This window comes from Tenacibaculum sp. AHE14PA (genome assembly GCF_019278465.1).
GTDB classification, from domain to species: Bacteria; Bacteroidota; Bacteroidia; order Flavobacteriales; family Flavobacteriaceae; genus Polaribacter; species Polaribacter bernardetii.
In genome coordinates, this window is the sequence record NZ_CP058983.1 from 2,654,108 (window position 1) to 2,666,886 (window position 12,779).

Consider the following 12,779-nt stretch of genomic DNA (forward strand, 5'->3'; position numbering starts at 1 on the left):
CAATATAGTGAACTACTTTGAGTTTAATAGCACATATTTCATTGCTTTTGCTTTTAGTAGGCACTCTTCATATTCTTTTTCGGGAGTTGACTTGGCTGTAATTGCGCCACCAACTGAATATGAAACGTATTTTTTGTCAGTATTGTATAAAATACTTCTAATAATTACATTAAAATCAAAGTCGCCATTAGGCGTAAAATAACCAATGGCTCCTGAATACAAACCGCGTTTGGTTTCCTCTAATTCTTCAATAATTTTCATAGCTGATACTTTCGGAGCTCCCGTCATACTTCCCATCGGAAATGTATCTTTAATAACATCAACAGGGTGTATGGTTTTTTCTACCTCAGAAACTATGGTTGATATCATTTGATGCACTTGTTTAAAAGAATGCACCTTACAAAGTTCTTCAACAATAACACTTCCTTTTTTTGCAGTTTTTGATAAATCATTGCGAACCAGATCTACAATCATCACATTTTCTGCTCGTTCTTTTTCATCGCGTGATAAATCGAAAGCTATTTTATCATCTTCAATAACATCGATTAATCGTTTTGCGGTACCTTTAATTGGTTGTGATATAATTTTTGTTCCTTCTTTTCTTAAATACCTTTCTGGTGTTGCTGATAATAAATACAAGTTTTCGTGCCTGAAAAAAGTAGCAAAAGGTGGTTCTGATATGTCGTTTAAATGCGTGTATATTTTATAAGGATTGATATTGGTATTTTCAGCATAAAATTCTTGACAGAAATTAGCTTCATAAATATCGCCTCTATGAATATGTTTTAAAATTTTTGTTACTTTTTGATGGTACTCATCTTTGTGAATACGAAGTTTTATTTTGATTTTCTCTTCTTCTGATGATTTTTCGATTTCATCAGGAATAATAGTAGGATTCGTTTCTAAGATGTCATTAAAATCTTCTTCTAATTCATCATCTATCATTTGTAAATAATGAAACTCAACCGTATTTCCTTTAATGAAAATTAACTTTTGAGGTTGAAAAAAATATAAGTCAGGAAAATGAAGCCCATCAAAATTAGTGGATTGTAGTTTTTCAACATCATTTTTTACATCATAAGAAATATAGCCAAAAAGATAATCTTTGGTGTATGATTGATATTCTTTTAATTTATCAAAAGCATTATGAGCATCAGTTTTTATCGATGTAAATTCATCTGCAGCCAAACAATAATCGAACGAAGAATATTTTTGCTCGTACTTATTAGAATCCAACCAAATAGCAGTTTCAAACTGCTTAGACCAAGCAAATAATTTTTGCTTAAACTCTTTCGCGTTCTCTATTTTAAAATTAGATTGGGATCTTTTAGACATCCTACAAAAATAAGAAACTCGATAGAATATAACTATCGGGTTTCTATAAAATATGGTTGTTAAATTACTCTACTTTTTCAATATCAACCGTTATTTCTACAACGGTTTTATGATCTTATTCCGTAACGTTAATTTTAATTCTCTCTCCGCTTTTTTCAAAGGCTTTTATTTTGTTTTTCACCTCGGCTAAAGTTCCTTCTATAACTTCTTCTTTTGTAATCTCTTCTCCGTTTTCGGTTGTAGCTGTCGTGATTATGGCTTTTGCAGTTCCGTCATCATTTTTACTAATGTCTACTTTTACAATTTTACTGATTTCATTTTTAATTACGTTTGTTTTACCGTCATCATTAGTATAGGTAACATTTTTAAGTTCCACTTTAACTGTTTCACCATTTTTTGTGATGGTAATATCTTCGGAATGAGAATTTGCATCAATATTATGGCCGCCTAAAATAGGAGCAATTACCAACCCAATTAAGCAGGTAAGTTTGATTAAAATATTCATTGATGGACCAGAAGTGTCTTTAAAAGGATCACCAACCGTATCACCAGTAACCGCTGCCTTGTGAGCATCTGAACCTTTATAAGTCATTTTTCCGTCGATCTCTACACCAGCTTCAAAAGATTTTTTAGCATTATCCCATGCGCCACCAGCATTGTTCTGAAATATTGCCCAAAGTACACCCGAAACTGTAACACCAGCCATATAGCCACCTAACATTTCGGCAATCGCTAAATTGTTCATTCCGAATAACATTGGAACAAAAGCAATAATTAAAGGAAATCCGATTGTTAACAATCCTGGTAACATCATCTCCCTTAAAGAAGCTTCTGTAGAAATTGCGACACATTTATCGTATTCTGGTTTCCCAGTACCTTCCATTATTCCTGGAATCTCTTTAAACTGGCGTCTTACTTCTTGTACCATTTCCATGGCTGCTTTACCAACGGCATTCATCGCTAAAGCGGAAAAAACTACAGGAACCATTCCTCCTACAAACAACATTGCTAATACAGGTGCTTTAAAAACATTAATTCCGTCTATTCCCGTAAATGTTACATAAGCAGCAAATAAAGCTAATGATGTTAATGCGGCAGAAGCAATTGCAAAACCTTTCCCTGTTGCGGCAGTTGTGTTACCAACGGCATCTAAAATATCTGTACGCTCTCTAACGATTGGTTCTTGTTCGCTCATTTCTGCAATTCCACCAGCATTATCTGCAATTGGTCCGAAAGCATCAATAGCTAATTGCATAGCGGTAGTTGCCATCATTGCGGACGCGGCTAGTGCTACTCCGTAAAATCCAGCGAAAGCGTACGATGACCAAATTGCGGCAGCAAATAATAAAACAGAAGGGAATGTAGAAATCATACCTGTTGCTAAACCGGCAATAATATTTGTTCCGGCCCCCGTAGAAGATTGTTGTGCTATTTTTAAAATAGGAGATTTTCCTAAGCCAGTATAATATTCAGTTACTGAAGAAATAACAGCACCAACAACCAACCCAACCAATGTTGCGTAAAAAACTCTCATTGAAGATATATCTTGTAGACCTTCACCAAAGAATTCCATTTGCATGTTTTCTGGAAGCATCCATTTGCATAAAATAAAACAAGCGATTGCTACTAAAACAATAGAAACCCAATTACCTAAGTTTAAGGCGCCCATTACTTGAGACTCTTTAGCATCATTACTTTTAATTTTCACCAACATGGTTCCGATTATCGAAATTATAATTCCGATACCCGCAATTGCCATTGGTAATAATATAGGTCCAATTCCGCCAAAGGCATCAGAAATACTTCCTCCCATATCTTTAATAACATAATTTCCTAAAACCATTGCAGCTAAAACTGTTGCAACATACGAACCGAATAAATCTGCGCCCATACCGGCAACATCACCGACGTTATCACCTACATTATCTGCTATTGTAGCAGGGTTACGTGGGTCATCTTCAGGAATACCAGCTTCAACTTTACCTACTAAATCGGCACCAACATCTGCAGCTTTTGTATAGATCCCTCCACCAACACGAGCAAATAAAGCAATACTTTCAGCACCTAAAGAGAATCCAGCTAAAGTTTCAAGAACAATTGTCATATCCATGGTGTTTGTCCAAACACCTCCCGTAAAGAAGTAAAAGAAAGCGATAAAGAATGTAGTTAATCCCAAAACTGCTAATCCGGCAACGCCGAGTCCCATTACGGTTCCGCCTCCAAAAGAAATTTTAAGGGCATTAGGTAAACTTGTTTTTGCTGCTTGCGTAGTTCTTACATTTGTTTTGGTCGCTATTTTCATACCCATGTTTCCTGCGAAAGCAGAAAAAATAGCACCGCATATAAATGCAATTACGATTAAATAGCTTGTTGTTGGAACGAAGTAGGCTACAATTGCCAGTAATATACTAACGATAATTACAAAAACTGTTAATAGTTTGTATTCTGCATTTAAGAAAGCTAAGGCACCTTCGTAAATATGGTCAGAAATTTCTTTCATTTTCCCATCTCCAGAATTCTGTTTCATTACCCATTTTTTCTTAACGAGCATGTAAAGTAATCCTATTACAGCAGCTGCAATTGGCATCCAAATCATTATTGATTCCATATAAATTATGTTTTGATTAGTTAATTGATGTTCGTAAATATAACGAAATCAGCGACTAAACAAAAAACCTCTCAGAATGTTCTGAGAGGTTTTGGTAATTTATATATAATTTTACTGGTTAAATAGTAAAATCTCCGTTTGCTTTATGCTCACTGTTTTCGTAACGCTCGATACACTTATCTAAGATTTCATAAGCTTCGTTTGCGTCTCCCCAACCACCAACATCTACTTTTTTCTTTTCTAAATCTTTATAAACTTGAAAAAAGTGAGTAATTTCTTTAACTTGGTGAGGGTTCATATCTTTTAAGTCGTTTAATTGACTCCAGATAGGATCAGAAACAGGAACACAGATAATTTTTTCATCTTGTCCTTTTTCATCTGCCATATGGAAAACACCGATAGGTTTTACTTCCATAACACACATAGGAAAATTTGGTTCAGCTCCTAAAACTAATACATCTAATGGGTCGTTATCTAAAGCTAAAGTTTCAGGAATGAAACCATAATCTCCAGGGTACATCATTGATGAAAATAACATTCTATCGAAACGAATTTTTCCTAAGTCAAAATCGTATTCGTATTTATTTCTACTTCCTTTTGGTATTTCAATTAAAACATCTACTGTTTTTCTTTCTTTTGCAGTCATATTATCTTGCTTTTCTTCGTTTCTAAAAATCGGTTTGCAAAAGTAATAATTTATTAGTGTTTTTTAACAAAAAAGAACTATTATTTTATTGTTAAACTAATGATTATAAGCCTGGTTTAATTCCTATTCGTATTGCGAACTTCGGAGTTGGTGGAGCAAATGAGCCTGCAGGAGGTGTGTAGTTGCTTCTCCAAATAGCATCTATACGTAAAAAACGTAAGTTACCATACCCAATATTCTCAAGACCAACACTGTATTCATAATAGAGTTTATTAGGGGTGTTGTAGTTAATATTTGCAGCGCCACTACTATTTACTAGACCATCGTTAATAGCTCTGTTTTCTTTAGATATGGTTCCGTATGCAGCTCTAAAAGTAACCAAACTACGTAGTTTAAGTTTTTTTAGTAAAGGAACCCTGTTTAAGAGGAAGCCATTAAAATGCTGCTCGAAATGTGTCGCTAAATAAGAGTCGGTAACAAAATCATAGTAATTTAGTAAGGCAAATGTGTTTTTTGTTAATGATAATGTTTGGTTTGCTGGTATTACGTTTAATAAACCTATTGGTAGTGTACCAAATGTTTTACCTGCTTCTAGAGTAGCATCTAAAACTCCGAATTTACTTAAAAGAATAGGTTGGTTATATTTAAACTGTAATTTATCGTAAGTATGTGATCCGTTAAATACTCCTTTGTATCCTCTGCGATAATTCAAGACTAAAGTCGGAAAAATATTACGCCCAAAACGTCTTTCAACTCCTAGTCCGTATACAAATCGACCAGGTGTATAAGAAATGTAAAGATCAGAAGCAACATCTGTTATTCCAGATCTAATATTTCCGTTTTCATCAAGATAATCCATAGAGAAATCTTTCGGAGATGCAGATTCTATGGTTGCATGTGAAAAGTTAACACCTACGTGTAAATTGGTTTTAATCTGATAATCGAAATTAGTAGCAATTTTTTCTACTTTAGATAAAAAGAAGTTGTCACCTCTAGAAAATAAAGCGTCGGTACCAAAAGAGGAACCTAAGAGTTGCGTAGTATTCAATAAAACACTTCCTAATTGTTCTATATCTTTCTGATATGCCAACCCAACTGCTATTCTTGGTTTGTATGATAATAAATAGCGACCTTCTAAACCGTATTTAAATTCCTTGTCTTTAAAGCCATAGGCTAAGTGACCACCTAAACGAAAACGATCATCTTTAGATTTAAAGGTTCTGAAGCCAACTTTGGTTCTGAAGCCTTCTACTTGGTTGTTGGCAAAGATTGTCCATAATGGTCCAAACTGAATTCCGGCTGGCGTATTTATAAATCCACTAGCAACCGTATTTATTAAGCCAGTTATGTTTTTAATTTGTTTTTTTTCTTTTACAATACTTATAAAATTATATGTTGAGTTGCTTTCTTCCTTTTGTTTTGATTTCCAATAGGAGTCTTCTTTTCTGTATTGGTTGGGTCTTATTTTAACAATTTCTTGTGTGTAAAAATCCTTAGCAAGTGGTTTGTCTAATATATAGTCGTTGTAAAGAATTGTTTTTTTGATTGTTAACCCTTTGTTGCTTTCATTTTTGTCAAGAAATGTAAAATCACCTACATAGGCATTTTTAGTAGGTATGTAAATACTATCGTTTCTTACTTCAAACTCTTTTTCAAATGATAAGCCTCTAACAAAGTTTAAGTTGATGCTTTTATGGACTTTCATTTTTATTTTTTCGATAGAAAATGTTTTATCAGATACCCAAAAGTTCCCTTGAAAAGCTAGATCCCCATCTCTGATAGGAAAAAAGTATATGTTGTATGATTTTTTGTTATTTTTCACGATGCTGTCATAAAGTACATAATCGTATGTCGCAAAACCATCGTTAGATAAAGGGCTTATAAAAGATTTTCTTAATAAGTTGATGTTGTTTTTAAAAACATCAACATCTTGAAAAGTGTTTGACATTCTATCAAAAACAAAACCTTTCGTGCCTAGTCCTTCAGATTTTTCAGCTTCAATATCTTCTCTAATATTCTCGTTTTTATTATCTCCATATATATTCGCTACTTCTTCGTTTAAATAAATTGGAATGTAATAATTAACACCATCACTATCGTATTTTACCTTATCTATTGTTTTTTGATATTCATCTTTAAAAATGTTTTTTAAAAAAACAGTATCTAAATTATTAAGACCTAATTCAATAGTGCTTTGCCTCTTGTATTGATAATTATCAACTAAATCAAGTCCGTTTTTTCGTTTTCTCTTCCATATTTCTTTTAAAATACGATATGCAGGGTTCTCTTTTTTCTTTAATCGCTTTTTAGGTTTCGAAACAATTATTACCTCTTCTAATTGATCTGCTTCTTCTCTAAGAGAAATATTTAAGTATTTAGTTTTTTTATTAACTTTTAAAGTTTGTGTTTGAAAACCAATAAAAGAGACTTCTAGAGTACCTCTAAATCTCTTTGTTTTTAAAAAAAATGTTCCATCATCGTTGGTGGTCGTTCCGAATACTGTATTTTTTAAAAATACAGTAACAAAAGGCATAGGGTTGTTAAATTCATCAACAACTTTACCTTTTAATGTGATTTGAGAATATAAAGAACTGGTAATGAGTAGAAGTAGGATTAGGAGTGATTTCTTCATTTTTTTTAATACTGCAAAATCCTTTTGACAAATGTCAAAAGGATTTTTGTTTCTTTTTAATTTCTTATTTCTCTATTACTTGTTAAGATATAAAACATCTTTAACAGCTTTAACAACATCACTAGCATTTGGTAGCCACTCAGCTAATAAAACTGGTGAATATGGTGCTGGTGTATCAGCAGTTGTAATTCTTTTTATAGGAGCATCTAAATAATCAAAAGCTTCATCTTGTACTCTAAAAGTAATTTCTGAAGATACACTACCAAAAGGCCATGCTTCTTCAAGTATTACTAATCTGTTAGTTTTCTTTACAGATTTTAAAATTGTATTATGATCCATTGGGCGAACAGTACGTAGGTCGATAATTTCAACAGAAATACCTTCTTTAGCTAATTCATCCGCAGCTTTATAAGCTTCTTTAATAATTTTACCAAAAGAAACTACCGTTACATCTGTACCCTCTCTTTTAATATCTGCAACACCAATAGGAATGATATATTCACCTTCTGGAACTTCCATTTTATCACCATACATTTGTTCAGATTCCATAAAAATAACTGGATCATCATCACGTATAGCTGCTTTTAATAGACCTTTTGCATCATAAGGATTAGATGGTACGATAACCTTTAAACCTGGTGTGTTTGCAAACCAGTTTTCAAAAGCTTGTGAATGTGTAGCACCTAATTGACCGGCAGAACCTGTTGGGCCACGAAAAACAATAGGACAATTTAGTTGTCCACCACTCATTTGACGAATTTTAGCAGCATTGTTAATAATTTGATCAATACCAACTAAAGAGAAGTTAAAAGTCATGTATTCAACAATAGGACGATTTCCATTCATTGCAGATCCAACTGCAATACCACCAAAACCTAATTCAGCAATAGGAGTATCAATAACTCTTTTCTCACCAAATTCATCTAGCATCCCTTTTGAAGCTTTATAAGCTCCGTTATATTCAGCTACTTCTTCACCCATTAAGTAAATGCTCTCGTCTCTTCGCATTTCTTCACTCATAGCTTCGCAAATAGCCTCTCTAAATTGTATTGTTTTCATACGTTATATTAGTAGTTGTTTATCAAGATTGCAAAAATAACAAAAATAGAAATAAGAAATAGGTTTTTAACTTAAACAAATCGTTACTTACCTTTGTAACCTTCTGTTATTAAATAATTAGGAAGTTAAAAAAAATACTATGCATGCATAGTAAATTAAAAAAAAACCGTAACTTCGTAGCTCAAAAATTAAGTTTCTTAAAAACAACGATATATGAAAATATTAGTTTGTATCAGTCATGTACCTGATACTACTTCGAAAATTAACTTTACAGATAACAATACAAAGTTTGATACTAACGGAGTTCAATATGTTATAAATCCTTATGACGAGTTTAGTTTAACTCGTGCTATGTGGTTTAAAGAAAAGCAAGGTGCTAGTGTAACAGTTGTAAATGTAGGAGGTGCTTCAACAGAACCAACTTTACGTAAAGCTTTAGCTATTGGTGCAGATGATGCAATTCGTATAAACGCAGAACCTACCGATGGTTTTATGGTTGCTAAAGAATTAGCAGCTGTTGTTAAAAGCGGTGGTTACGATTTAGTTTTAGCAGGTAAAGAATCAGCAGATTATAACGGTCAAATGGTACCAGGGATGTTAGCTTCTTTAGTTGATTTTAATTTTGTAAATGCTTGTGTAGGTGCAGAAATAGATGGGGCAAATGTTTCTTTAAGAAGAGAGATTGATGGAGGAGAAGAGAAAGTTTCTTCAACTTTACCAATGGTAATTGCGGGGCAAAAAGGGTTAGTAGAAGAAAAAGATTTACGTATACCAAATATGCGTGGAATTATGATGGCTCGTAAAAAACCTTTAGCTGTAGTAGAACCAACAGGTGTTGCTGCAAGTACTGCTACTCAAAATTTTGAGAAGCCTGCTGAAAAAGGAGCTGTAAAGTTAGTTGATACTGTTGATGAATTAATCGACTTGTTACACAACGAAGCGAAAGCAATTTAAAAGTAAGATTTAAAACCACGTTGTTGCGAATAAAGTGAGGTAATTTGTTTTAAAAATTATTTTTCTCGCGATAACATAAAAAAACATAAAAATATGTCTGTATTAGTTTTTGCCGATGCATCGGAAGGAAAATTTAAAAAAACTGCTTTTGAAGTAGTTTCATACGGAAAAAAAGTAGCAGAACAATTAGGAAGCGACATGTTGGTATTAACTATCAACGGTGGAGATGCTTCTGAATTATATGCATACGGAGCAGAAAAAGTAATTGAAGTAAAAAATGACGTAGCATCTTTTAATGCAAAAGCATACGCTTCTATTATTAAGCAAGTAGCAGAATCAAAATCAGCAAATACAGTAATCATAGATTCTAGTATTAATGGTTTTACGGTAGCTCCTTTAGTTGCTGTAGGTTTAGAGGCAGGATATGCATCTAATGTTGTTGCTTTGCCAGCAAGTGTTAGTCCGTTTGTTGTAAGAAGAAAAGCTTTTTCAAATAAAGGATTTAACAATACTGAAATCTCAACAGAGAAAAAAGTAGTAGGAGTAGCAAAGAATTCATACGGAGCTCACGAAAATTCGGTAAGCGGATCGACAGAGAGTTTTGATGCAACTTTGCCAGAGCTAGGAGTAAAATCAGAAAGTATTAATAAAGCTAGTGGTACAGTAACTATTGCTGATGCTGATATCGTGGTTTCTGCAGGTCGTGGAATGAAAGGGCCTGAGAACTGGGGAATGATTGAAGAGTTAGCAACTGTTTTAGGAGCTGCAACAGCATGTTCTAAACCAGTTTCTGATTTAGGATGGCGTCCTCATAGTGAACACGTAGGGCAAACTGGTAAGCCAGTAGCTTCAAATTTATATATTGCCATTGGTATTTCGGGTGCAATTCAGCACTTAGCTGGTATTAATGCATCAAAAGTAAAAGTGGTTATCAATACAGATCCAGAAGCTCCTTTCTTTAAAGCTGCAGATTACGGAATTGTTGGTGATGCTTTTGAAGTTGTACCGCAGTTAATAGAAAAATTAAAAGCTTTTAAACAAGCATAATTTTAGTGGGTAAATTTTCTTTTTATAGAAATTAGAGTTCAACTCATAATTTTTAGTAAATTGTGCCCACTTAAGAAGGCTGTCTAAATTTGAAGCGTAGAGCCTAAAATTAGACAGCTTTTTGTTATTTTATAATTGTACATGAGTTTAATAAAACTAACTATTAAAGGGATTTCGTATAGCCAAACTCAAAGTGGAGCTTATGCATTAGTGCTAAGTGAAATGGACGGTACAAGAACACTCCCTATTATTATTGGAGCATTCGAAGCACAATCTATAGCAATCGCTTTAGAGAAAGAAATTCGACCACCAAGACCACTTACACACGATTTATTTAAAACATTTTCTGATAAATTCTCTATCAAAGTAACTCAGGTTATTATTCATAAACTTGTTGATGGTGTTTTTTACTCTAGTTTAATTTGCGAGCGAGAAGGAGTTGAAGAAGTTATTGATACTCGTACTTCTGATGCAATTGCACTGGCAGTTCGTTTTCAAGCACCTATTTTTACTTATGAAAATATTTTAGATAAAGCAGGTGTTTACTTAAAGCTAGACGAAGAGTTAATTATAGAAGAAGATCTAGAATCTGACGAGATAGAATTCTCTTTAGAAGATGAGTTTGAAGAGGAAAAGGGATATACGCATTTATCATTACAAGAATTACACGAACAACTTAATGAAGCTGTAGTTAACGAAGATTATGAGTTAGCAGCAGAACTTCGCGACGAAATAAGCAAACGTTCTTAATAAAATATATAAAATGAAGAAATTATTTACTCTCATAATGCTTTGTGCATCAATACTAACTTTTGGTCAGAGCATAGAGAAAAAGTGGAGTTTTTCATCGATTACTACTACTGATGGTAATTCGGTAGTTGCCGTAAATCCATCAGATGTTTTAAACTTAACTAGAGGTGATTTTAATTATTCTATACTCGCTAAAGACAGTTTACAAGCAGCAGGAAATTATATTCATCAGAATAATTTATTAATTCTTAATCACAAACAACCTAATGATACAGTTCGTTATTATAATGTAGTTGAATTAACAGAAGAAGCATTAGTATTAGCAGAAAAAGATGTGTTATATAGTTTTACATCTAGCAATAACGCAGTGTTTATAGCAAATCAAGGTAAAGAAAAAACAGAGATGTCAGAAGCTATTATACCAAGTAGTGGATTTTCTACACAGAGTTTATGGCGTGGTGTTTTAGGAATGGTTTCTTTATTAATTATCGCATTTTTATTTAGTGCCAATAGAAAAGGGATTGATTGGAAAACGGTTGGTTTAGGATTGGCTTTTCAGTTGGTTATTGCCATAGGTGTTTTAAGAGTTCCTTTTGTTCAAACAGCTTTTGAAATAGTTGGAGGTTTATTTGTAAGCGTATTAGATTTTACACGAGCAGGAAGTGAATTTCTATTTAGTGGTTTGGTATCAGATATGAGTTCTTACGGATTCATTTTTGCCTTTCAAGTATTACCTACCATTATTTTCTTTTCGGCATTAACATCATTATTATTTTACCTTGGCTTAATTCAAAAAGTAGTAAAAGCGTTAGCATGGCTTTTATCTAAAGTGTTAAAAATATCAGGTGCAGAAAGTTTATCTGTTGCAGGAAATATATTTTTGGGTCAAACAGAAGCTCCTTTATTGATTAAGGCATATTTAGAAAAAATGAACCGATCAGAAATACTATTAGTAATGATCGGTGGTATGGCAACAGTAGCCGGAGCTGTTTTAGCAGCTTATATTGGGTTTTTGGGAGGTGAAGACGAAGGTTTACGATTATTGTATGCAAAGCATTTGTTGGCTGCGTCAGTAATGGCTGCACCCGGAGCCATAATTATATCTAAAATTTTGTATCCACAAACAGAAAAAGTAAATACAGAAGTTGAGGTTTCGTCTGATAAAATAGGTTCGAATATATTAGATGCTATTGCTAACGGAACAACAGAAGGTTTGCAATTAGCAATGAATGTAGCAGCAATGTTATTAGTTTTTATTGCTTTCATAGCTATGATAAATGGTGTTTTAGGTTGGGTAGGAGATGTCACATCACTAAACACTTGGATGGCGGCAAATACAAGTTATACTAAGTTTTCTTTAGAGGCAATTTTAGGATATGTTTTTGCTCCTTTAATGTGGTTGATTGGTGTTGCAAAAGAAGATATGGCTTTAATGGGGCAATTGTTAGGTATTAAATTAGCTGCAAGTGAATTTGTTGGGTATATTCAGTTAGCAGAACTTAAAAATATTGCAAACGCAACGCATTTAACGTATAATAAATCTATTATTATGGCAACTTATATGTTATGCGGATTTGCAAATTTTGCATCCATTGGTATTCAAATTGGTGGTATTGGGTCATTAGCACCAGGGCAACGTAAAACATTATCAGAATTTGGTATTAAGGCTTTAATTGGAGGAACAATAGCTTCTTTAATGTCTGCAACCATAGCCGGTATGATTATTGGGTAGTGGCGAGTCGCCACAG

General features: G+C 33.4%; 9 protein-coding genes. 4 read left to right on the top strand and 5 right to left on the bottom strand.

Going from position 1 to position 12,779, the window contains the following annotated elements:
• Positions 1–12: 12 nt before the first annotated feature.
• The 5 genes from H0I30_RS12225 to H0I30_RS12245 form a co-directional block, all read right to left on the bottom strand.
• The gene (locus tag H0I30_RS12225) at positions 13–1,335 is read right to left on the bottom strand and encodes an anthranilate synthase component I family protein (RefSeq protein ID WP_218772139.1); all 1,323 of its coding nucleotides are present in this window, start codon (positions 1,333–1,335) and stop codon (positions 13–15) included.
• Between the two features lie 115 nt (positions 1,336–1,450).
• Complete coding sequence (locus tag H0I30_RS12230) at positions 1,451–3,943, bottom strand: sodium-translocating pyrophosphatase (protein ID WP_218772140.1); 2,493 nt, start codon at positions 3,941–3,943, stop codon at positions 1,451–1,453.
• Between the two features lie 118 nt (positions 3,944–4,061).
• Positions 4,062–4,589: an inorganic diphosphatase gene (locus H0I30_RS12235; RefSeq protein ID WP_218772141.1), complete on the bottom strand. Its 528-nt coding sequence runs from the start codon at positions 4,587–4,589 to the stop codon at positions 4,062–4,064.
• A gap of 103 nt (positions 4,590–4,692) precedes the next feature.
• Positions 4,693–7,221, bottom strand: a complete 2,529-nt coding sequence (locus H0I30_RS12240; RefSeq protein WP_218772142.1) for a DUF5686 and carboxypeptidase-like regulatory domain-containing protein — start codon at positions 7,219–7,221, stop codon at positions 4,693–4,695.
• Between the two features lie 75 nt (positions 7,222–7,296).
• Positions 7,297–8,280 carry a pyruvate dehydrogenase complex E1 component subunit beta gene (locus tag H0I30_RS12245; protein ID WP_218772143.1) on the bottom strand — a complete coding sequence of 328 codons (984 nt, stop codon included), beginning with the start codon at positions 8,278–8,280 and terminating at the stop codon, positions 7,297–7,299.
• 213 nt (positions 8,281–8,493) lie between these two features.
• Between H0I30_RS12245 and H0I30_RS12250 the strand changes: the two genes are divergently transcribed.
• The 4 genes from H0I30_RS12250 (at position 8,494) to H0I30_RS12265 (ending at position 12,763) form a co-directional block, all read left to right on the top strand.
• Positions 8,494–9,234 carry an electron transfer flavoprotein subunit beta/FixA family protein gene (locus tag H0I30_RS12250; RefSeq protein WP_218772144.1) on the top strand — a complete coding sequence of 247 codons (741 nt, stop codon included), beginning with the start codon at positions 8,494–8,496 and terminating at the stop codon, positions 9,232–9,234.
• A gap of 93 nt (positions 9,235–9,327) precedes the next feature.
• A complete protein-coding gene (locus H0I30_RS12255) occupies positions 9,328–10,281 on the top strand; it encodes an electron transfer flavoprotein subunit alpha/FixB family protein (RefSeq protein ID WP_218772145.1) in 954 nt (317 codons plus the stop codon).
• Positions 10,282–10,422: 141 nt separating this feature from the next.
• Entirely contained in the window at positions 10,423–11,031 is a 609-nt protein-coding gene (locus H0I30_RS12260) for a bifunctional nuclease family protein (RefSeq protein WP_218772146.1), read from the top strand.
• A gap of 13 nt (positions 11,032–11,044) precedes the next feature.
• A complete protein-coding gene (locus H0I30_RS12265) occupies positions 11,045–12,763 on the top strand; it encodes a NupC/NupG family nucleoside CNT transporter (protein ID WP_218772147.1) in 1,719 nt (572 codons plus the stop codon).
• Positions 12,764–12,779: the final 16 nt, after the last annotated feature.